The sequence below is a fragment of the Nitrincola alkalisediminis genome (genome assembly GCF_009821115.1).
In the GTDB taxonomy this organism is placed as follows: Bacteria; Pseudomonadota; Gammaproteobacteria; order Pseudomonadales; family Balneatricaceae; genus Nitrincola; species Nitrincola alkalisediminis.
This window is the reverse complement of record NZ_VYTY01000003.1, coordinates 371407-393701: the sequence shown is the minus strand read 5'-3', so window position 1 is coordinate 393701 and position 22295 is coordinate 371407. Positions and strand designations below refer to the sequence as shown.

17 protein-coding genes are annotated in these 22295 nt (G+C 47.1%); 7 read left to right on the top strand and 10 right to left on the bottom strand.

All coding sequences use genetic code 11. From position 1 onward, the window contains the following. Positions 1–9: 9 nt before the first annotated feature. Positions 10–1551 carry a bifunctional metallophosphatase/5'-nucleotidase gene (locus tag F5971_RS07285; RefSeq protein ID WP_193494566.1) on the bottom strand — a complete coding sequence of 514 codons (1542 nt, stop codon included), beginning with the start codon at positions 1549–1551 and terminating at the stop codon, positions 10–12. A 253-nt stretch (positions 1552–1804) separates the two neighbouring features. Here F5971_RS07285 and serA point away from each other — a divergent pair, with 253 nt between their 5' ends. Then, complete coding sequence (serA, locus tag F5971_RS07280; protein ID WP_036510791.1) at positions 1805–3037, top strand: phosphoglycerate dehydrogenase; 1233 nt, start codon at positions 1805–1807, stop codon at positions 3035–3037. Positions 3038–3090: 53 nt separating this feature from the next. On the opposite strand, the gene F5971_RS07275 is transcribed toward serA, so the two are convergent. Beyond that, positions 3091–4107, bottom strand: a complete 1017-nt coding sequence (locus tag F5971_RS07275) for an alpha/beta hydrolase (RefSeq protein ID WP_193494565.1) — start codon at positions 4105–4107, stop codon at positions 3091–3093. 167 nt (positions 4108–4274) lie between these two features. Between F5971_RS07275 and F5971_RS07270 the strand changes: the two genes are divergently transcribed. Continuing rightward, positions 4275–4715 carry an NUDIX hydrolase gene (locus tag F5971_RS07270; RefSeq protein WP_193494564.1) on the top strand — a complete coding sequence of 147 codons (441 nt, stop codon included), beginning with the start codon at positions 4275–4277 and terminating at the stop codon, positions 4713–4715. A gap of 70 nt (positions 4716–4785) precedes the next feature. Next, complete coding sequence (locus F5971_RS07265; protein ID WP_036510796.1) at positions 4786–5421, top strand: 2OG-Fe(II) oxygenase; 636 nt, start codon at positions 4786–4788, stop codon at positions 5419–5421. A 100-nt stretch (positions 5422–5521) separates the two neighbouring features. On the opposite strand, the gene F5971_RS07260 is transcribed toward F5971_RS07265, so the two are convergent. After that, positions 5522–6085, bottom strand: coding sequence for a TMEM165/GDT1 family protein (locus F5971_RS07260; RefSeq protein ID WP_036510964.1), 564 nt, complete (start codon positions 6083–6085; stop codon positions 5522–5524). Between the two features lie 362 nt (positions 6086–6447). Here F5971_RS07260 and dbpA point away from each other — a divergent pair, with 362 nt between their 5' ends. After that, positions 6448–7827, top strand: coding sequence for an ATP-dependent RNA helicase DbpA (gene dbpA / locus F5971_RS07255; RefSeq protein ID WP_193494563.1), 1380 nt, complete (start codon positions 6448–6450; stop codon positions 7825–7827). Between the two features lie 164 nt (positions 7828–7991). Next, positions 7992–11420, top strand: a complete 3429-nt coding sequence (gene amt / locus F5971_RS07250) for an ammonium transporter (RefSeq protein ID WP_223116282.1) — start codon at positions 7992–7994, stop codon at positions 11418–11420. Here amt and F5971_RS07245 read toward each other — a convergent pair whose 3' ends face one another. Next, entirely contained in the window at positions 11421–12344 is a 924-nt protein-coding gene (locus tag F5971_RS07245) for a glutaminase (protein ID WP_193494562.1), read from the bottom strand. 224 nt (positions 12345–12568) lie between these two features. Here F5971_RS07245 and ansA point away from each other — a divergent pair, with 224 nt between their 5' ends. Then, a complete protein-coding gene (ansA, locus tag F5971_RS07240; protein WP_036510802.1) occupies positions 12569–13582 on the top strand; it encodes an asparaginase in 1014 nt (337 codons plus the stop codon). A gap of 109 nt (positions 13583–13691) precedes the next feature. Further along, the gene (locus F5971_RS07235; protein WP_193494561.1) at positions 13692–14504 is read left to right on the top strand and encodes a helix-turn-helix domain-containing protein; all 813 of its coding nucleotides are present in this window, start codon (positions 13692–13694) and stop codon (positions 14502–14504) included. Between the two features lie 111 nt (positions 14505–14615). Here F5971_RS07235 and nirD read toward each other — a convergent pair whose 3' ends face one another. From nirD to F5971_RS07205, 6 genes are all read right to left on the bottom strand, one after another. After that, positions 14616–14978 (bottom strand): nitrite reductase small subunit NirD, encoded by a 363-nt coding sequence (gene nirD / locus F5971_RS07230; protein WP_193494560.1) that lies wholly within the window; start codon positions 14976–14978, stop codon positions 14616–14618. Next, positions 14975–17497 (bottom strand): nitrite reductase large subunit NirB, encoded by a 2523-nt coding sequence (gene nirB, locus F5971_RS07225; protein WP_193494559.1) that lies wholly within the window; start codon positions 17495–17497, stop codon positions 14975–14977. The genes nirD and nirB overlap by 4 nt, the downstream gene beginning before the upstream one ends. Positions 17498–17535: 38 nt before the next feature. Beyond that, positions 17536–18390, bottom strand: a complete 855-nt coding sequence (locus F5971_RS07220; RefSeq protein ID WP_036510805.1) for an ABC transporter ATP-binding protein — start codon at positions 18388–18390, stop codon at positions 17536–17538. A gap of 14 nt (positions 18391–18404) precedes the next feature. Next, complete coding sequence (gene ntrB / locus F5971_RS07215; RefSeq protein WP_081763808.1) at positions 18405–19274, bottom strand: nitrate ABC transporter permease; 870 nt, start codon at positions 19272–19274, stop codon at positions 18405–18407. Between the two features lie 36 nt (positions 19275–19310). Further along, positions 19311–20645, bottom strand: coding sequence for a CmpA/NrtA family ABC transporter substrate-binding protein (locus F5971_RS07210; protein ID WP_051514389.1), 1335 nt, complete (start codon positions 20643–20645; stop codon positions 19311–19313). Between the two features lie 279 nt (positions 20646–20924). After that, positions 20925–22187, bottom strand: a complete 1263-nt coding sequence (locus tag F5971_RS07205) for a nitrate regulatory protein (RefSeq protein WP_036510808.1) — start codon at positions 22185–22187, stop codon at positions 20925–20927. Positions 22188–22295 lie beyond the last annotated feature (108 nt).

The following is a 22295-nucleotide window of genomic DNA, read 5'->3' as shown; positions in this document are numbered from 1 at the left end:
CGTTGTCACTCATGGTCTCTCAACTTGAGCCACATCTTGCAAACGACCTTCGATCTTGGGAGCAATTGACTTCGCCACCTGTATTGCATCGATGACTAGATCAGACACCAAGCGCGTCATTTGGCCCTCGTACACCATTGGCTTCACGCCAATAAACATGTCAAACCCATCACCACCATTCGCAATAAACTGACGTGTTGCTAAACGATAGATCTGATTGTCTTGCACAGCTTGCCCTCTTACGTTAAGTGCAATGACTCTCTTTCCTGGATCTTGCGAGCTATCATAGACCACCTCCATTCCAGACACCTGCAAATAACGTCCTTTCATATCCTCAATCTGGCTTAGACTATTCTCCATTGCCGCTAAGAGCTGTGCTCCGGTCACTTCAAGCAGCACCACGTGGTCCCGAAACGGCAACTCGGCCAAAATATCACGGCGCGTAAGCTCAAGAGGAGCAACATAATTACGTTCAGCTCGAATAAATCCAGAGTTAAAGAAGGCAATATCGGCGTTTGCATGGTTACGCAATACATCAGCGATAAAATTACCAAATGGGTTTTCTTGAGTCCGAGTGTTTGGTAAAAGAGTACTGAAATCAGTGTTTAACCTTCCCAGTGGCTCACTCAATAACGAATCCAAGCGGCGATTATAATCGTCGACCTGATCTAAAACCGTGACGTCCGCTTCATAACTATTCATACTATCCATCGAAACGATGAACGAAAAACGATTATGGTCATCCTTATGAATACGAACGATGGCAACCTCATCCCCTTTGGCAATCCAAATATGATTAGGATGCTTCATCATTTCCGGATTATCTGTCAACAGTAAATGCTCATCCTTACCCAATGCCAGATCCAGCACTCCCGATGCCAGCAACTCATCAAATTCAGCATAACGGTTTAAATAATCACGGTAACAGCACGAATACGCCATAATGATCAGATCAACACCAGATGCCCTAAGCGCTTCAGCTTTTTGTCGGATGAGCTCGACAGGGTTCTCAGCTAGAACCATACGTTTTACATTATACTCTTCCAATGTATTGGGCGGTAAAATGCCCAAAATACCGAGCTGCAAATCCCCCAACTCAACCACAATCTGATCTACCGTGCCATCAAGATTTCCCTGAGTCAGGGTATCGATTGAGTTAGACGTAACAAACGGAAAAGCGGCCTCATAAGCTCTCAATGACAATTGATCTTCATAGAAGCTAAATTCACGTTTACCGACCACCATCGCCGCAGGTTCCAGCGAGTTCAACAGATCGATGATATGGGACCCCATATCAAGAGACGACAAGGTGCTAGGTGCCAGATTTCCACCTCCAGATACAAAGGCCACAGGAGACTGACTTCTGTATTGGTTAAGTAAACTGGCAAGTTTTGGATAGCTCCCTTTTGTATCACTGTCCATTTCCGTCATTTCACTTACATAAACGATGAAATACTCAGACTGTCCAAACGCAATAGGTGATAGCAAAAGAGCGGTAGTTAGCGAAAGCACTTGTAATCTGCGAACTGATTTAAACACTTTACCAAACATAATAGGCTCCGAGTCTCATCTTCTATGAAGGTACTTATTGAATAGCGTTATACCACAGTTTAGGTGTTTTTATGATGATGAACAGTTCAATAAAGGCCTATTTCATTTCCTACTTAAAGATTTTTTCATGATCAGTTGAGTAAATACCATTTAGATCGATCGCTGTGACGCAGCAACTGCGTCGTTATTGTGATAAGATTTGTCGCCTTAAACACAATAGCGCCTGTCGCACAAACCTTACGAGCTGTCGAAGATGAGCAAAGTCACCTCACTAGATAAGAGCAAGATTAAAATTCTATTGCTGGAAGGTATACATCAATCAGCAATCGACACCCTTCACGCCCATGGCTATCTTAACATTGAGACACTCAGTGGATCATTGCCAGAAGATGAGCTCATTGAGCGGATTAAAGAAGTGCACTTTGTTGGGATACGTTCTCGTACTCAATTGACTGCACGCGTATTCGAGGCCGCTGAAAAATTAGTCGCTGTGGGTTGTTTCTGCATTGGCACAAACCAAGTGGATCTTGATGCCGCCACCCAGGCAGGTATCGCGGTGTTCAACGCACCCTATTCCAACACTCGCTCGGTTGCTGAGCTCGTTTTGGCAGAAGCCATCATTTTAATGCGTGGTGTCGCTGAAAAAAGCGCGAAAGCGCATCGGGGTATCTGGCAAAAAACGGCTAAGAACTCCTATGAGATCCGTGGAAAAAAACTCGGCATCGTCGGCTATGGTAGCATTGGAACTCAGCTAAGCATTTTAGCGGAAGGTTTAGGCATGGATGTCTACTTCTATGATGTTGTCACCAAGCTCCCATTGGGCAATGCAAAGCCAGTTGGCTCAATGACTGAGCTATTGTCGATCAGTGATGTCGTAACGCTTCACGTTCCAGAACTCCCATCTACAAAAAACATGATGGGGACACCTCAGTTTGAACAAATGAAGCACGGCTCCATTTTTATTAATGCTGCACGTGGAACGGTGGTTGACATTGATGCACTCTGTGATGCGTTGAAGTCAGGGAAACTTTTAGGCGCTGCAATCGATGTATTCCCCGTAGAGCCTCGCACGAATGACGATGAGTTTATCAGTCCACTCCGGGAATTTGACAATGTCATTCTGACTCCGCATGTGGGCGGCTCCACAATGGAAGCCCAAGAAAACATCGGCTTTGAGGTGTCTGAGAAGCTGATCAAATACAGTGATAATGGTTCATCCATTACATCGGTTAATTTCCCAGAAGTCGCACTTCCAGGACATCCGAACTGCCACCGTTTATTGCACGTTCACAACAACATCCCAGGTGTTTTGTCGCAGATCAACAGTGTTTTCTCTGAAAACAATATCAACATCACGGGCCAATACCTACAAACCAATGACAAAGTAGGCTATGTTGTGATTGATGTTGAGGCCGATTACTCTGCCATCGCACTGGACAAGCTCAACGCAATTAACGGAACTATCCGCTGCAGACGCCTCTTTTAATAGAGTGCTTTATTCGCCTCATCTCATCAACTTTATCGGTCAATGAGATGAGGCTAACTCAGCTTTGACAAAGCCTCCTGTATTTTAACAAATACCTTCTTACGAATTTTTACCGCATCGTTCACCAGATGATGCCTTCCCCCCTGAATCAGAAAGATTTCAGCGTTCGGATAGATGCGTTCAAATAAAGGCAAATTATGTTGCCAGTCCACTGTCATATCCTCATCTCCTTGAATAATTAATGGAGCCCCCTCCACTCCTCTTTGAGCCTCCATGACAGGAACCCACTTTAACATGGCACGAATCCAGTTCATCGAAAAGTGCGTGTACTGCAGGGGATCACGCTGACGTACAAACGCCAGAAACTCAGGATCACCTGAGTTATCTGTAAAATCGCGTTTATAGCGCCGACGAAACCATCCTAAAAGCGCATACAGCTTCTTAATTCGTTCAAAACGTGTCGGGCGCAGCAAAGGCGCTAAGAGAATACGCTGATCAATATCAAGAGGCTGCATCAGATGCATAGCGGGCATAATCTGCTGGCTCATGATAATGGCCGCACCCGTGCTCTGCCCAAGCAATACCAAACGCTTACCCATGATGGCGCGGTAGGTTTGTAAGACATGATTCAACTGTGTCACGTAGGTCTTGAAGTCATCAATGCCTAACGGGTCACCGAGTGACAGACCATGGCCTGGCAAATCATAAATCAGCACATTCCATTTCAGCCGAAGAAGATAATCAATGAGGCTGCGGTATAAGCCCGCATGATCGGTATACCCATGTACAATCACGACTGTGCCCAGAGCTGCGCGTGATTGAAAATACTGCACAACCAGTTGTGCCTGCTGAATCGACTCAATGCCAATAGAATAGTCCGTATCATCGGGTAATGCATCAAAACCGTAGTGATGCCGATAGGCGCGCACTTGGCGATCGCACAACGTCGGTTGCGAGGGATCAAAAGGTTCAAGCTCAGAGCGTACACTGGAGGCCGTAAACTCTGGCATCTGGTCGCTGTATGCCGAACTAAAGGGGTCTGATAGGGGCGATTCGGTGAAAATGGTCATAGGCTCATCCTTCGTATCCTATTATTATAGACCTATGATTATGAACTAATATGACAGTTGTATCTTCGACGGAGCATTCATGTCAATCAAGGTTCATCTTTTATAACGAAAAATGCGTACAGTAGGATGACAGACTTTTCACAAGATAGATATTAAGGAAAGCATCAATGGCCTTTCAACCTCATGTTACCGTCGCTGCATTAATTCGCCGAAATGATCGTTATTTAATGGTCGAAGAAGGCGACCCCTACAACAGCGTATTCAATCAACCCGCAGGCCACATTGAAGCAGGTGAGACACCTGAAGCCGCCTGCATACGAGAAGTCCAAGAAGAAACCGCTTGGCGCGTAAAACCCAAACATCTAATCGGCATCTACCTTTTAACCCTTCATCCTGAAAAGGTCTATTACCGCTTTGGTTTTAGAGCAGATGCTTTAGAAGACCTATCCACCCCTTTGGATCCAGACATCATCGCCTGCCACTGGCTAACGCTTTCTGAAATTAAAGCACTGCAATTAGCGGGTCGTTTACGCAGTGATCTGGTCATGAAGTTGATCGAAGATGATCTTGCTGGCAATGTGTTTCCACTTGAAATCATACAGTCATAAAAACACGTGACCCAACATCGACTTCAGTGTATAAATCGCGCTCTGTCACTCTATGTTCGGTCACACTTTCATGAATCAACACACTGCCTTTTTCGATACTCTGGCCGACGAACTCGTCGATCGTGGCTATGCCATTTTGCACCAAGGCGTCCCGGCTGAACTCTGTTGTCAGTTACGCTCCCGTATTCAAGAACTTGATGATGAGGATTTTAAACGAGCCGGCATTGGTCGAGAACAAGATCATCAAATCAACACCCAAATACGACGAGATCAAATTCGTTGGCTGAGTCAAAACAACCCTACCGAAAACACCTATCTCAACTGGATGGATACCCTTCGCTCAGCCCTCAATCAACGTCTTTTTATGGGATTGTTTGATTATGAAGCGCATTTTGCGCATTACCCTGTTGGCGCCTTCTACAAACGCCATGTTGATGCGTTCAAAGGACGCACCAACCGGGTGCTGACCACCGTGGTCTATTTGAATAAAGATTGGCAAAAAGATGAAGGTGGTGAACTGATCCTTTACCCTGAAACAGGTGACACACCCATTGAATGCGTTCTCCCTGAATCTGGAACCTTGGTGTGTTTTTTAAGCGACCGTTTTCCACATGAAGTGCTCACAGCCTATCGAGACAGATACAGCATTGCCGGATGGTATCGCGTCAATAATACGCTCGGTGACCAGATCGATCCTCCGCGTTAATCTGCACAAGCCACCCACTCTCACCTTGGTCAAATCGAGAGTGGGGGCATGTTGAGCGTCATCAGCCCTGAATGACCATCAGCCTATATATTCGAGCGTACTAGAGAATCAGAGACACCAATAGCGATACTCCCATCAATACGAAAACACCTGCAGCAATTCGACGAAACACTGTGAAATTTAGACGTTCCAGTAGCCATTGCCCTGCAAATACAACCGGCACATTCGCTAACATCATGCCAAGTGTTGTTCCGAGCGTCACCGCTACAATCGCTTCATACTTAATGGCCAGCATAACGGTGGCGATCTGTGTTTTATCTCCTATTTCCGCTAGGAAAAATAAGACAAAACTCGCTCCAAATGCCCCCCAACGCGCATACTGTTGGCCCACATCTTCCTCTTCATCGGGAATCAATATCCAGGCGGCCATGGCAAAGAAGCCTATCGCTAACAGCAAAATTGCCCAATTGCCCGACAAAAGATTCGACAGCCAATCGCCAAATAGAGCCGATGCACCATGGTTAATCAGAGTTGCAACTAAGATTGCACAACAAATGGTCCAAGGTTTACGGAATTTAGCCACTAATAACAAGGAAAGAAGCTGGGTTTTATCACCCACTTCGGCTAAAGCAACGGCAAGGGTTGAGAACAAAAACGCTTCCATGATGATACCAGGGGCCAGACGATTAACCATAAGGTATGAATACACGTCCGGCCCCGGTAGGTGTATTAATACCTTAGGTCTCATCAATCTCACTGCATGAATCAGTGAGCGCGGCAACCATAAGCATGTGGCTCAAGTATGTTGGCTGACGCCTTGGCAACGAAATACCAAGAGATTACTCCCCTAAGAGTGAGGTTATGCTAATGAGCTTTGATCTAAATGTCAAACTCCTAACCGCCCTTCAGATGTCGTCAATCTGTGGAGGAAGAAATCAGAAGGTTCATGTTCGATGATCATAGCCTTCACGCACAGCGCTCAGCGCATGCTATAATTCCCACTCAAATTTAAAATGTGGACATCCTGTGAAACCTGAAGATTTTGCCCAACTCCCGCTACCCCCTAAAGCCTTAGAGAATCTCGCTCAAATGGGCTACACCGCCATGACGCCCATTCAGCAGCAAAGCTTACCCGTCATACTCCAAGGTCGAGACATCATCGCTCAAGCCCAAACAGGTAGCGGTAAAACAGCCGCATTTGGTATCGGTCTGTTGGAAAAAATCAATCCTCGCTTTTTCGGAATACAGGGTCTCATTTTATGTCCGACTCGTGAATTAGCGACGCAGGTCGCCACAGAGCTTCGGAAACTTGCACGCTACCTTGATAATATTAAAATTATTTCCATTTGTGGCGGACAACCCATTGGCCCTCAAATTGGCTCACTGGAACACGGGGCTCATATCGTCATTGGTACGCCTGGACGTTTACGCGATCATTTACGCAAACAAACGCTTAACCTTGAGTCCTTGCACACCCTGATTCTCGATGAAGCTGACCGCATGCTCGACATGGGGTTTGAAGACGATATTCGTTTTATCATTGGCGCGACACCCGAGAAACGCCAAACACTTCTTTTTTCGGCTACCTATCCAGACACGATTGAGGCAATGAGTGCGGCTTATCAATTTGACCCTCTGCGTGTCAGTGTCGAAAGCCAACATGATGACAGCACCATCGAACAAGCCTATATCACATACAAAAATCAAGACAAAACAGAGACACTTGCCGCACTGTTGCAACACTTCGCCCCTGAAGCTGCGATTATTTTCTGCAACACCAAGCAAACCTGCAGCGACATGGTGGCCGCACTCCGTAACTATGGACTTAAAAGCCTAGCGTTACATGGTGATTTAGAGCAACGAGATCGTGATCAAGTCCTCATTCGCTTCAGCAATGGCAGCTGCCGCTATTTGTTTGCAACAGATGTAGCCGCTCGTGGCTTAGACATTGACAGTGTCGACCTAGTCATTAATGCTGACTTACCCGCTGACCCTGCCGTCTATACCCATCGCATTGGCCGCACAGGACGAGCCGGACGTCAGGGGATGGCCATTAGCCTGTGTTCAGACCGTGAAACCTATCGTTTAAAGCGCATCGAAGAATTGCAAACGCAAGCAATCAAAGCGCTTAAACCTCTGGCTTCCCCCTCTCCCGATAAGGTGCCCGAACCCGCTAAAATGACCACTTTATGCATTGCAGGAGGACGGAAAGACAAACTCCGACCTGGCGATATTTTAGGCGCTCTAACCGCCTCTGGTGAGCTCACAGGCGATGCGATTGGAAAAATCAATGTCACTGATTTCTCGGCCTATGTGGCCATAGAGCGTGCAGCCTCACCACGTGCTCTTGAGCTTTTAAAACAGGGCAAAATCAAGGGCCGTAGTTTTAAAGTTCGTCGTCTTTAATAAACTCAAAAGTGGTCCTTATCTACTAAACCTTTGTTTTATGGCACAACTCCTGCAGTAGTTAAGATACTGGTCAAGTAATAGCATCTTAACTCCCTGTTTGAAGTACCTCTGTTTTTCTCAGCGCACTCATTTAGGGCAGGACAAAAAACGGGGGCCGATTTGTGATAGATAAGAGTGCACTCGACGCGTTATGGATTATGATTGGCGCCGTCTTGGTCTTAATGATGCAAGGCGGTTTTCTGTGCCTAGAATCAGGTCTTACGCGCAGTAAAAACGCCATCAATGTAGCGTTAAAAAATGCATTCGATTTAATTGTTGCAGCACTTCTCTTCTGGCTACTGGGTTTTACCATTATGTTTGGCCAACACGATGCCTGGTCACTTGATCTGCGCTGGTTAGCGGCTGACTTTACTGATGATAGTTTATGGCATGCCAGCTTTTTTCTGTTTCAGCTGACCTTTTGCGCCACCGCAGCAACGATTGTCTCGGGCGCCATTGCTGAGCGCAGCCGTTTTCAAGTCTACGTTCTCATTACCGCCCTCATTAGCTTGATTCTTTACCCCACGTTTGGACACTGGGCGTGGAGTGGTGCCATTAACCCGACATCTGGCTGGCTGGAGGCACTGGGGTTTACGGATTTTGCGGGCAGCACCGTTGTCCACAGTTTAGGAGGATGGGTGGCACTGGCAGCCGTCATCGTGATTGGGCCACGCACGGGACGCTTTGTTCAGGGTAAACCTCAGGAGATACCCGGCAGCAATCTCCCTTTGGCCATTCTGGGTATGTTATTTTTCATGATTGGTTGGATTGGCTTTAATGGTGGCAGCACCTTAGAGTTCAACGAAAAAATTGCAGGCATTATTGTCAACACCATCATCTCGGCTTGTGCGGGTGGAATGATGGCCATGATTTTATCAAATGCCGAAAAAGAGAAGGTTCGCAGTACAAGCCTCACCATTAATGGCACGTTAGCCGGACTGGTCGCCATCACCGCTGGTTGCCACTTAGTTTCGACACCTCATGCTGCACTGATTGGTGCCATTGGTGCCTTCGTCATGTTCATGACCGACCGATTAATGCTGCGTTACCAACTTGATGATGCCATTTCAGCCGTCCCTGTTCATCTTGCAGCCGGTATTTGGGGAACTCTGGCGGTGGCGCTTTTCGGCCACTTAGATGCGTTAGGCGAGCCCTTCAGTCGGTTTGAATGGATAGGCATCCAGCTTATTGGCATTGCGGCGTGCGCACTCTTTGTTTTTCCAACGTCTTATTTAGTATTGCAGCTACTTAAGCGCCTCACACCTTTGCGTGTCAGTTTAGACGCCGAGCACCAAGGTCTGAATTTTTCAGAGCACGGTGCCCGTACAGAATTAAGCGAACTGTTATCGAGCATGCAAGAGCAAGAACGCACGGGTGACTTAAAACAGCGTGTTCCGGTTGAACCCTTTACCGAAGTTGGACAAATAGCAGCACAATACAATCGTGTGATGTCGAACCTCAATCGCATGATTATGCGCACACGCTTGATTGTCAGGGATATGCAAGACGGCATTATTACCTTTTCAAATAAGGGCATTATCACCAGCGCCAACCCAGGGGCTGAAGTGATTTTTGGACGGTCGGCTCAGGACATCATTGGCTCACCGAGCGGATTACTGTTGCATGAAGACTCGCGCCAGTTTTTTCCTGCCACGCATTTAAATGATCTATTCGTAACACTCGCCAGCAGTCCAGATGAAGGCCCACATGAACTCGTGGGGTTTAAAAACGACCTATCTCTTCCCTTCCCTATTGAAGTAACCACCTCAGCGAGCCCCACCGAGGAAGGTATACAATACAGTGCGCTGATCCGAGACATTAGCGAACGAAAACGCATGGAAGCACGCTTGCACCGTCACTCTGAACTCGCACAAGTCACCTTGGAAGCAATCACCGAAGCCGTGATCACCTGCGATGCCCAAAAAAATACGGTCTATTTGAATCCCATGGCCTGTACGCTTTTGGGCTGGGAGGCCCAGGCCGCATTTGGCCTCCCTATTGACACACTCTTACCCATGCAAGACAGTGATGGAGACAGAGTCCTCATATCAACGCTTTGCACCGATACCCACTTTAATAATACGTCAAACTCATCATTCAGCTATTTTAAGCTGAGGAACAAACACGGCAAGACGGCTGAGGTGCAAATTAAGTGCTCGCCACTTTTCGATACACAAAAAAAGAGCATGGGTTGGGTGATAGCCCTGCAAGACATGACCCAAAACAACCGACTGCAAGAGATGCTCACTTTTCAAGCCGTCCATGACACCTTAACAGGGCTGATCAATCGACGTGAGTTTGAGCGGCGTTTAGAAGGTCTAATCATTGAAGCACAAACACAAGGGGCCGAGCATCTCCTGTGCTATCTGGATTTAGATCAATTCAAGCTGGTCAATGACACCTGTGGCCATCGCGCTGGGGACGCGCTGCTCAAACAGCTGTCCAGTTTACTCAAACCCATCCTGCGTCAAAGCGACACGCTGGCGCGTCTTGGTGGTGACGAGTTTGGCGTTTTACTGTCCTACTGCCCACTGGAGAAAGGTCTGCAGATTGCCGAGCAGTTACGTCGGACCGTGACAAACTTCCGTTTTTCCTGGGATGGGCAGGTTTTTTCAGTGGGTGTGAGCATTGGTATGGTGATTATTTCACATGATTGTGGATCACTTGATGAGGTTCTCAGCCATGCCGATACCGCCTGCTATGCGGCCAAAGATCTTGGACGAAATCGCGTGCATTTATTTGAGCTGAACGATCAAGAATTGCACTTCCGTAAAGGGCAGATTCAATGGGCTAGCCGCATTCAGAACGCTTTGGATCGTGACAGGTTTCGACTTTACTTTCAGACGATTGTCCCATTTGATACGGCACATCTGGACATTCCTCACTATGAAATATTAACCCGTTTGGTGGATGAAGAAGGGGAAATCATTCCACCGGGTGCGTTTATTCCAGCCGCAGAGCGCTTTGGTCTGATGCCCAAAATTGATCAGTGGGTTATCCGCAATACGCTGGCGTGGATGGGCGACCAACTTAGACGAAATCAACAGCCTGTTTTCTGTGCGATCAACTTATCGGGGGCGTCTATTGGACGCCAAGACTGTTTAAACGTCATCCGCGACCAAATACGCAAGCATGCCGTTCCTGCTCAATATATCTGCTTCGAAATTACCGAAACGGCCGCCATTGCCGATCCATCAAATGCAGCTGCCTTTATCGAAGAGCTAAAGTCTCTAGGCTGCCAATTTGCACTCGATGATTTCGGCAGTGGCCTGTCTTCATTTGGTTACTTAAAACAATTGCCCGTGAACTATCTAAAGATTGATGGCATTTTCATCCAAGACTTACCCAACAGTCCGATTGATCAAGCCATGGTGGCCTCGATCAATAACATAGGTCATCTGATGGGCTTGAAAACCATCGCTGAATGCGTTGAAGACGCTGAAACGCTCAGGATTCTCGCCCGCATCGGTGTCGACTATGCACAAGGATTTTATCTCTCACGCCCCGAACCCTTAGAGTCCATTGGCGGCGTGAAAGTCATGCCGCGTTAATCAATGCCCAAACACAGACCAACCTGTGTGTTGTACAAAACGCTCTAGGGCTCGGGTTCCTAAATAACTATTCCCGAGTTTATCGAGCCCTGGAGACCAAACAGCTATGGAGCCCTTACCGGGAGCAATGGCAAGAATACCACCGCCGACACCACTTTTTCCGGGCAACCCCACGCGGTAAGCAAACTCGCCAGAACCATCATAGTGACCGCACATCATCATCAACGAATTGATACGACGGGCACGTTGGGCCGACACGACACGAATCCCCGTTGTTTTATCCACCCCATCGGATACCAAAAACAGCCCAGCTCTTGCCAGTTGCTCACAACTCATAGCAATGGAGCACTGATGAAAATAGGTCCCCAGCACCTTGTCTACATCATGACGTAAACGCCCAAACGCCTTCATAAAATGCGCCAGTGAGGCATTGCGGTCACGGTGGGCCATTTCAGACGCGGCTACAATGTGATCAAAGCAAATACTATTGTCATTCGAAATAAAGCGCACGAAGTTGAGGATCTCGGCAAGTGTTTCTTTTGGCGCATGCCCCATCATAATGGCATCGACCACCGCTATGGCACCTGCATTAATAAAGGGATTACGCGGCCTGCCAGACTCATGTTCAAGCTGAACAATTGAGTTAAATGGATCACCCGATGGCTCGCGCCCAACATGCGTCCAAATACCATCCCCCAACTTGCCAAGCGCAATCGTAAGGGTAAAGACTTTTGAAATACTCTGAATGGAAAACAAGGTATTTGCTTGCCCAGCCGAGTACATTTGTCCCTCAGGGGTGCAAACCGCAATACCGAACTGATGCGGATCGACATGCGCCAGTTGCGGAATATAATCCGCCACCTTGCCACGATTTTTTTCTGTGGATAAAGTCAAAACGAGGTCATCTAAATATTCTTGTATCATGAAGGGGCACTTTGTTGATCTATTGTTGTTATCGATTGGTCTGACTATTTTAACGTGATTTCAGATGCCATGGCTCTAAAAGAAATCGGCTTAAAAACAGAGAGTGATGCGATCTGTTGCTGATTATCTTACAAAGAGCGTCTATCATCATCTAATCGTCAAATGTGAACTCGGTTGAGGCTATGTTGAAATACTCAGATAAAAACATAATAGGACAGATGATCATGAAACGCCGAGTGCTTATTATTTATTCTGGTGGAACCATTGGTATGCAACCCTCTGAGCAGGGCTATGTCCCGATGAAGGGTTTTCATAAGCTCATCAACAAGCTTTTTCGTGCCCGTGGTCTACAACACCTCCCTCACTATGACATTATCGAATGCCAGCAGCTGATTGATAGTTCAAATATCCTGCCCAACGATTGGACTCGACTCAGTCATCTCTTAATGCAAAACTGGGACGAGTATGATGGATTCGTACTGCTTCACGGCACTGACACCATGGCTTATACCGCCTCTATGCTGTCATTCATGCTCCAGGGAATGAATAAACCTGTGATTTTAACAGGCTCTCAAATCCCCATGATGGAGGCCAGAAGTGATGGTCCAGAAAACCTGATCACCGCCGTAATGCTGGCCGGTCATTACAATATCCCCGAAGTGTGTATTTTCTTCGCGAATCGGCTCTTGCGCGGTAATCGCAGTACGAAAGTAAAAAGTGCCGGATTTGATGCATTCGACTCCCCCAATTTTCCTTGGTTAGGCAGTATTGGAATTAACATCGAGATTCAAAGCCAGTTGCTACTCAAAAAGCGTGCACCATCACACCTTGCCCCTACCTTTAATCCTGATGCCGTTGCCGTGATTCAAACCTTTCCGGGGATCTCCGCCGAGATTCTTAAAGCCGTTGTTGAGCGTCCAGGGGTAAGAGGGTTAGTTTTGCAGACCTATGGAGCCGGCAACCCTCCAGATGCCAACAAAGACTTTATTGAGGTGCTAGCACATGCATCAACGTCTGGAGTGACCATATTGAATATCACCCAGTGCGCGTATGGATCGGTGAGCCAAGGTGCCTACGCAACAGGGGCAACGTTGAATCGAATTGGTGTCATTGCAGGTGCGGATTTAACCCTTGAAGCCGCCTTCACAAAACTGCACTTTTTACTCAGCCAGAATGAGTCCATCGATGCCGTGCGACAAGGACTTATCCTTCCTCTAGCAGGAGAAATGACCGTCTGAACTCGATAGACTAGGGGAAACACCTATCTTTAGCGGATACCGCCTTTCGGGTTACACTGAACACTCGAGCGGCCAATATCAGCCGATTTGGGTTTATAGGAGAGATGCCATGACTGAAGACTTTTCTCGCAATCTAAGGCTTCTATGCAGTTACTATAAATCCATTGCGGATGTCTGCCGCAGAATGAAAATGAATCGGCCTCAATTTAACCGTTATTTAGGGGGACATGCGAAGCCGTCAGCCAACACTCTTCGACGTTTTTGTGATTTCTTCGGTGTCGAAGAACATGAAATATTGCTCCCTCATAATCAGTTTTTGCGGTTGATTCAAGTCCGTCCACGCCCCTCTAGCGATGAGCTAAGAGCCTCACCTGAAACTGAGCATTTAGAACACTTAGGTCAACTCGGTCATCAAGGCCTTGATAAATACTTAGGCTATTATTTTGAATATCATCTTTCCATGGCCTATCCTGGCAAATTGCTCAGAATGCTAACCTGTTTGGAACGTCAGCAAGATAAAGTCTACTACCAGCGCACAGAACGCTTGCAAGAAAGCCCTAACGATAAAATCTATCATGGGAAGTACTTAGGATTTGCAACCTTCTTGATTGATCGCATCTTTATGGTCGACTACGAGTCACTCACCGATCAAGAAATCACGCAGACCATTTTATTTCCGACCTTTAAGAATCGCGTCACGCGGCTAACAGGGTTGAAGTTAGGCGTGTCGGGCAGTGGCGAGCGCATGCCCTGCTGTGCACGAGTAGTCTATGAATATCTGGGGCCATCCGTTGATATACGCCGAGCATTCAAACTCTGTGGGTTGTATGATCTTGACTCACCCGATATCGATGAGAGTATCAAACAGGCCGTTGCTAATGACATTCAACCGGGAGAATGGCATTTTCGTGCTCGACATTAAAGACCGATTACAAGCAGACGGCGTCATACTCGATGGCTTGATGTTGTTGAACCCTGCGTTCAAGCAGGGCTCAACATTTGCCATCCAAGCACAAATGACTAACGAAAAACCTTAACCAATCAAAATATTCCCTATTTGTACCCAGTCCTGCTCAACCCGTACAGCCCAAACATCCACTCCCACCTCCGGTGCTTCAATACAGCGCCCGGTATCTAACCGAAAGTGTTGTTTATACAAGGGTGATGCAACAGACCAGATGCCTTGACTTTCACAGAGAATGCCATGGGCAAGAACTTCAGATCCGGAAAAAGGATCGGTATGGCCAATCGCGTAGAGCTCAGTATCATGACCTGGAAGCCAGAATACAGCCACAGGCTCCTTGCCAAGCATGACAGCGATGCCTGAGTGGGGCACTAGATCCTTGCGATGGCAAACGTTCTGCCATTGGAGTGATGCAGTCGATGCAGCATTCATGCGACTTCCTCCTCAGTAATCATGCGCGCGGGTATCAATTGGCCACGCTCTTCAATCAATTGAATACGCGCTTTGCGGGGCTCGCTCGCGTTCACATAACTGCGAAAACGCTTACGTTTCTCGCTGTCATTGATGGCGGTTTTCCATTCACATTGATACGTATCGACAATATGCTGCATCCGGGTTTCCAGCTCCTCAGCCAAACCGAGGCTGTCATCAATCACCACCTCCTTCAGGTATTTTAATCCGCCTTGAAGGTTTTCGAGCCACACAGAGGTACGCTGTAATCGGTCAGCCGTATAGACATAGAACATCAACACTCGATCAATATAACGAATCAGTGTCTCATCATCTAAATCCGTCGCGAATAGATCCGCATGACGAGGTTTCATCCCACCATTGCCACACACATACAGATTCCAGCCATTCTCTGTCGCGATCACTCCGATATCTTTGCTTTGCGCTTCCGCACATTCACGTGTACAACCGGATACCGCCATTTTAACCTTATGGGGTGAACGCATGCCCTTGTAACGATTCTCCAAGCGAATCGCCATGCTCATGCTGTCTTGCACACCGTAGCGACACCAAGTATCGCCAATACAGGATTTGACAGTTCGCAACGACTTGCCATAGGCATGCCCTGTTTCAAAACCCGCTGCAATCAACTCTTCCCAGATTAAAGGCAACTCATCTAAGGTCGCGCCAAACAAATCAATCCGTTGGCCACCCGTGATTTTGGTATAGAGGTTGTATTTTTCACCCACCTCCCCAATTTTAATCAGCATTTTGGGGGTTATTTCTCCGCCTGGAATTCTAGGCACAACTGAATACGTACCATTTTTCTGCATATTCGCCATAAAGGTGTCATTGGTGTCCTGCAGTGGCAAATGCTTTGCTTCGTGAACATGTTCATTCCACACACTGGCCAAAATAGACGCCACGGCTGGCTTACAAATTTCGCAACCTCCACCCTGCCCATGTCGCTCAATTAGCTCATCAAATGTTTGAATACCTTCAACTTTAACTAAATGAAACAACTCTTGACGGGTATGGGAAAAATGCTCGCAGATGGACTTATCGACCTGAACGCCTCGGGCTTCTAACTCGCTTTCAAACACGGTTTTGACCATCGCGGCGCAACCACCACAACCCGTTGCAGCTTTTGTCATCGATTTGATATCAGACAGACTCACCGCCCCATCATTCATCGCCTCACAGATATCGCCTTTGGTCACATTGTGACATGAACACAACGTCGCCTCATAGGGCAATGCCGATGCACCAAGGCTCGGCGAGCTCATACCAGAGCTGTCCGGTAGAATTAAGGATTCGGGGTGTTCCGGTAACGCGATGCCATTCAATGCATATTGCAATAGGGTGTCATAATAACTGTTGTCACCGACAAGAATTGCACCCAACAGCTTAGAGCCATCAGCGGAGACAACTAAACGTCGATACACGCCCTCAATCTCATTACTGTAGCGATAATTCAGTGCACCGGGTGTCGCGCCATGTGCATCACCAATGGACCCCACATCGACACCTAACAGTTTAAGCTTCGTCGACATGTCCGCACCGGTAAAGGTGGTTCCAACATTGCCAATCATATGGGCAGCCGCCACCCGTGCCATGGTGTAGCCCGGTGCGACTAGGCCATATTGCTGATTGTTCCAGACCGCGCACTCACCAATTGCATAGATTGACGGATCACTGGTCCGGCAATGTTGATCAACGGCTATCCCGCCTCTCTCTCCCAGCTGCAAACCGGCCTCACGTGCCAGCTGATCTTGTGGGCGAATACCCGCTGAAAACACAATCAGATCTGTTTCAAGGTAGGTTTCATCCGCAAAGCACATCCGTAGTCGTTGTTCATCGCCAGGAATAATCTTGCGCGTCGCTTTTTCGGTGTGAACCTTAACACCCAAATCTTCGATTTTGGCACGTAAAAGTGAACCCGCATCACTGTCCAATTGAACCGGCATCAAGCGCGGTGCAAACTCAACCACATGCGCCTCTAATCCAAGCATCCGCAGTGCATTCGCCGCTTCGAGCCCTAAGAGCCCCCCTCCTACAACAACCCCTCTCGTGGCCCCTTGAGCACTGGCCCGAATGGCATCCAAGTCTTGAAGCGTTCGATACACCCAGCAATGATCCAACTCACGTCCGTCTATCGGTGGCACAAATGGATAGGAGCCCGTCGCAAACACCAATGTGTCATATGAATACTGCCGCTGTGCCGTCGTCACAGACTTTGCTTCGCGGTCCAGCGCGATCACCGCTTCATTGAGATGCAAATGGATTCCGGGGAGTGTGTAGAATCCATCATCACCCAATTGTAAGTGCGCCGAACTTTGCTTTTCAAAATACTCAGATAAATGGACACGGTCATAGGCACGCTGATTTTCCTCTGCAAATACATGCAGTTCATAATCGGCGGCCATCTCTGATGCCATCCACTGTTCAGCAAAATGATGACCTACCATCCCATTGCCAATAACCACTAGTTGTTTTTTCATGGTGTTCACCTCGACCTCTATCTACTTGAACGATTTCGTTAAGCGGAGGCCGCTTTTTTAAGACTGGCTTGGGTGGATTTCGGTTTCTCAGCCGATGTGAGCACTTCCACCTTACGTTGCTTTTCATATAGGAAACGCAAAACTGCTTGTCGATAACGGTTGTACTTGGGGTTATCAGCCATCTCTATACGATTACGCGGTTTAGGTAAGTCTATTTCCAAAATTTCACCGATGGTGGCCTCTGGGCCATTGGTCATCATGACAATACGATCTGAGAGCAATACGGCTTCATCAACGTCATGTGTGATCATGATGATGGTGCTGTTAATCTCAGCCTGAATCTTCATCACCTCATCTTGTAAATGGGCGCGAGTCAGTGCATCTAACGCACCAAATGGCTCATCCAATAACAGGACCTTCGGTTCCATTGCTAGAGCTCTGGCAATCCCAACACGTTGCTTCATGCCCCCAGAAATTTCGGCTGGACGCTTATCCAATGCGTGAGACATGTGCACCATTTCCAGACTTTTTAGTATCCATTCATGCCGTTCTTGTGCTGTCTTTGTTTTCTTGAAGGTTTTATTAACAGCAAGCGCCACATTCTCATACACCGTCAACCAAGGCAGTAATGAATGGTTTTGGAACACAACACTTCGATCAGGACCCGGTGAGTTCACTTCTTTACCGTCTAGAATGACCACGCCATCTGTCGCAGGCAAAAGCCCCGCCACGATGTTCAACACCGTCGACTTACCGCAACCGGAGTGACCGATTATCGAAATGTACTCACCCTTTTTAATATTTAAGTTCACATTCTTGAGCACACAGGACTGTTTAGCACCCTGTCCAAAGAATTTGTTTACACCTTCAATCGATAAATAATGCTTAGACATTTTATGTGCTCCTATTAGTTACTCGTGCCGCGGGTGACTAAACTTGAAATAAAACCAATGAATTTATCGAGCAGAAATCCGACAACTCCCACATAAACCAGCGCTAACACAATGTCACTGATCATAGATGCATTCCACGCATCCCAGATGAAGAAACCAATTCCCACGCCACCAATCAACATTTCAGCAGCAACGATGGCTAACCAAGACAAACCTATGCCAATGCGAAGGCCTGTGAAGATATAGGGTGCGGCTGCTGGCAACATGACTTTGGTAAAATACTCATAACCATTTAGTGATAACACCTTAGCAACATTGCGATAATCCTCTGGTATATTACGAACCCCAACAGAGGTATTAATAATAATTGGCCAGATTGCTGTAATAAAAATCACAAAGATTGCGGATGGACTGCTGTCTTGAAATGCTGCCAACGAAATTGGCAGCCATGCCAAGGGGGGAACCGTTCTTAAGATTTGGAAAATAGGGTCTAAACCGCGCATGGCCCAAGTGGACTGACCAACCAGCACACCTAAACTTATCCCAACAATAACCGCTAAGCTGTAGCCATAGGCAACTCGTTCTAAGCTCGCCAGAATTTGCCAGCCCATCCCCACATCCGTTCCACCGTTGTTATAAAAGGGATTGATAATTAACTCCCAAGTATCCTTAACAACTTTAGAGGGTGAAGGTAACGTCGCGCCCTGAGAGGAAGACAATAGCTCCCATATCAGCATTAATATAAAACCAACAATAAGTGCAGGTAAAACCTTTTGCACAAAACTGTCACCCAGGCTTTTAAAACGCAATAGTGTTTTATCCATTGCAGCAGGCATGCCGACAGCCGATAAAGGTTTAACAATACTATTCGCTTTGGTAGTCATAGTAAAAATCCTCCCCCAACAATAAGGGCTTATTATTTATACGCGTTTAATCGCTAAGCTATTTAAATAGGCATCTGGGTTTTCTGGATCAAACACCTTGCCATCAAAGAAGGTTTCCAATCCACGAGATGTTGTTTCTGGAATATCGGACTTATCAATGCCTAATGTAGCCGCCGCCTCGCGCCAAATATCCTCTCGGTTAACTTGGTCAATAATCGTTTTTGAATCAAAATCTTTAGGCAAATATCCCCAGCGCTTATTTTCGGTTAAAAACCATAAGTCATGGCTTTTATAGGGATAGGATGTGCTGTCTTTCCAATAACGCATTTGACTCGGATGGTTTTCAACCACCTTACCAGTACCATAATCAAAATTACCTTCCATACGGTCGATAATGTCAGCATAGGGGGCATGTATCCAACGACGTCTTGAGCAGATTTCAGCGATTTCCTTTTTATTTTCGGGTTGCTCACAAAACATCTGAGCTTCCATGATCGCCATGATTAATGCTTTTGTTGAATTAGGGTTTGCATCGACATAATCTGCGCGCATCGCAAAGGCTTTTTCCGGATGGTTATGCCATAGCTCGCCCGTGGTGTTGGCGGTGTAGCCGATACCCTGATTAATCAGCTGCTGATTCCAAGGCTCGCAGACACAGAAGGTATCCATACTGCCAACACGCATATTGGCAACCATTTGAGGCGGTGGAACCACAATCGTCGAGATGTTCTGATCAGGATCAATGCCTCCAGCGGCCAACCAGTAACGCATCCACATATCATGAGTGCCGCCTGGGAAGGTCATGGCTGCATTCACGGCCTGTCCCGAGGCCCGCTTAGCCGCTATTGCCTGTGCGAATTCTTGAGTATCGAGCCCCACTTTTAAATCACTGTATTCACGACCCACAGAGATGCACTGACCCGACAAGTTCAAACGCGCCAAAATATACATAGGCGTTGGAACATTATTGGCGGTCATGGCCCCCGATGCGATCAAATAAGGCATGGGCGTTAAGATATGAGCGCCATCGATGCCGTTACGCTGAGACCCCAACACGAGGTTATCGCGTGTTGTTCCCCAAGAGGACTGTTTCAGCACTTCAACATCCTTCATGCCATGCTTAGCAAAAAATCCTTTTTCCAAGGCTACAAATAAAGGCGCGGCATCTGTCAGGGCAATAAATCCAAGTTTTGCCGATGTCGTCTCAAGCTTGCCTGATGCCGCTTGAGCCTTAGAAGAGACCAATGGCAAGAACCCACCCAAAGAAGCAGCCCCTGCCAATGCCGCCATGCCACCCACAAATTTCCGTCTATCCACATTTAAAGGTTGAACGTCAGTTGTGGTGTTCAGCGTTGAATTTTTAGCTTTCATGGATTTTCTCCTAATCAAAAAAAAACGGCGTCATCTCGAACATCCGAAGGATCAGATGTGAGATGGACGCCGTTGTCCGATTCAGTGACCACAAAATAGTTTATGGTCCGATGCATTATGTCTACTGAATTAGAATGCTTATTTCATGCCAACTTTTCATAGGGCATTAAAAACAATGAATTAGGAAAAAACATGTAAAAAAGGTAAGGCAATCTAGAGTATTTTTGCCCCGTGATTGGGCAAGGTGCACTGAATTCATTCAAAACAAAACGCCAAGGGTCATTTTTTACCAATAATGGCCTGAGTGCGTTTAATAATGGTATCCGCAATGTCGATTACGCGGAGATTTTGTTCCATGGCCGCTTGACGTATCTGTCGATAGGCGGCTTCTTCAGAGAGGCCTTGGTACTCCATCAGCAGCCCTTTTGCTCGCTCTAGGGTTTTACGCTCGGTCAAGGCTTGGCGCGCTTGCTGTAGTTCATCGCTCACTAACTGCAAGCGCATGGATTGAGCTTTTAGTAACTCGTAGACTGAACGACCCGGCGTGATGGATAAGTCCTGATCATACGCATGCAAGGAGTCCGTTAAATAGCTTAATGAAGATGAACCTACATCATCTTCCTTTGCCAAATCAGCCAAAAGTCGGCGATGATTGTGTAAGTCTTGCTCCGCGGCTTTTAATTTAGTTTGACACAAGGCCAATAGATCCGCCGCCAGCAAGCTCTCGATGGCTCGCATGGCATCAATACGGCAAGTGGCAACGTCATACCAGATTTCACTAAACGCCGAGGGGATTGCCTGCCCTTCTTCCGAGCGCGCAACCAGTTGCCGTAAGCGAATCAACTCATCTGAACAGGGGTCGGATAGCAAGGCCTCCCAACTTATTAAAGGCGACTCGCTACTAAACTCGGTGAACACTTCAAAGCATCGGGATTGTGCGTCGATTAAATCATGAAGTTTTTGCTGATCCTCAAGCTCAAAATGACCCGCAGCAAAGCCACTGGCTCCCCAAGCCCGCTCTTGCCCTGCTAATTCTTTCCCTTGCATAAAATTGAACATCGCCACCAAAGCCCGTGTAATATCAGGGTCTGTCGCTGTATCGGCGGCTTCAAAAACGACTGATAACAACCCTGCAATCAAGCGGCTCATCAGCCCTGTTAATTCTTTGGCACTTATTTGAAGGCTCTGAGTTTTGTCACGAATCGATGGCAAGCTATTCAGACCATGAACGACGTAAGCGATACGCGTATAGAGCCTCACGCTACCTGACAAGTGGCAGGCATCTAGATTCATAGACGCCAACCGTGCTTTAAGCTCTGTTTCGAGATGCTCGCCCTGCTCAATTTGAGCTAAGCGCTGAGGGCCAAAGCGTTGACCTGATGATGCGATATAGACATTCGATAAACCACGTTCACGCTGCAGTGTATGAACCAGCTGACTGATTGACTTGACCAGTTCACCCGTCATCAAAAGTTGTTGCAGATTGGATATCTCACAGCGCTTAGACGCCAATAAGAAATCTTCAGTACGGCATGCAGGCATAGACGTCTCCGATTGATAGATCTTACATCACATCATAAAACGCAAAAACTATACCATCCTGCGCACAATGTTGTTTTCTGTGCAATGTAACAGATTTAATCCAGCTTC

What these genes read in the sequence shown, in the direction of transcription:
- F5971_RS07285 (WP_193494566.1), bottom strand. Translation starts at nt 1,551, where the DNA reads ATGTTTGGTAAAGTGTTTAAATCAGTTCGCAGATTACAAGTGCTTTCG.
- serA (WP_036510791.1), top strand. Translation starts at nt 1,805, where the DNA reads ATGAGCAAAGTCACCTCACTAGATAAGAGCAAGATTAAAATTCTATTG.
- F5971_RS07275 (WP_193494565.1), bottom strand. Translation starts at nt 4,107, where the DNA reads ATGACCATTTTCACCGAATCGCCCCTATCAGACCCCTTTAGTTCGGCA.
- F5971_RS07270 (WP_193494564.1), top strand. Translation starts at nt 4,275, where the DNA reads ATGGCCTTTCAACCTCATGTTACCGTCGCTGCATTAATTCGCCGAAAT.
- F5971_RS07265 (WP_036510796.1), top strand. Translation starts at nt 4,786, where the DNA reads ATGAATCAACACACTGCCTTTTTCGATACTCTGGCCGACGAACTCGTC.
- F5971_RS07260 (WP_036510964.1), bottom strand. Translation starts at nt 6,085, where the DNA reads ATGGAAGCGTTTTTGTTCTCAACCCTTGCCGTTGCTTTAGCCGAAGTG.
- F5971_RS07245 (WP_193494562.1), bottom strand. Translation starts at nt 12,344, where the DNA reads ATGATACAAGAATATTTAGATGACCTCGTTTTGACTTTATCCACAGAA.
- ansA (WP_036510802.1), top strand. Translation starts at nt 12,569, where the DNA reads ATGAAACGCCGAGTGCTTATTATTTATTCTGGTGGAACCATTGGTATG.
- F5971_RS07235 (WP_193494561.1), top strand. Translation starts at nt 13,692, where the DNA reads ATGACTGAAGACTTTTCTCGCAATCTAAGGCTTCTATGCAGTTACTAT.
- nirD (WP_193494560.1), bottom strand. Translation starts at nt 14,978, where the DNA reads ATGAATGCTGCATCGACTGCATCACTCCAATGGCAGAACGTTTGCCAT.
- nirB (WP_193494559.1), bottom strand. Translation starts at nt 17,497, where the DNA reads ATGAAAAAACAACTAGTGGTTATTGGCAATGGGATGGTAGGTCATCAT.
- F5971_RS07220 (WP_036510805.1), bottom strand. Translation starts at nt 18,390, where the DNA reads ATGTCTAAGCATTATTTATCGATTGAAGGTGTAAACAAATTCTTTGGA.
- ntrB (WP_081763808.1), bottom strand. Translation starts at nt 19,274, where the DNA reads ATGACTACCAAAGCGAATAGTATTGTTAAACCTTTATCGGCTGTCGGC.
- F5971_RS07210 (WP_051514389.1), bottom strand. Translation starts at nt 20,645, where the DNA reads ATGAAAGCTAAAAATTCAACGCTGAACACCACAACTGACGTTCAACCT.
- F5971_RS07205 (WP_036510808.1), bottom strand. Translation starts at nt 22,187, where the DNA reads ATGCCTGCATGCCGTACTGAAGATTTCTTATTGGCGTCTAAGCGCTGT.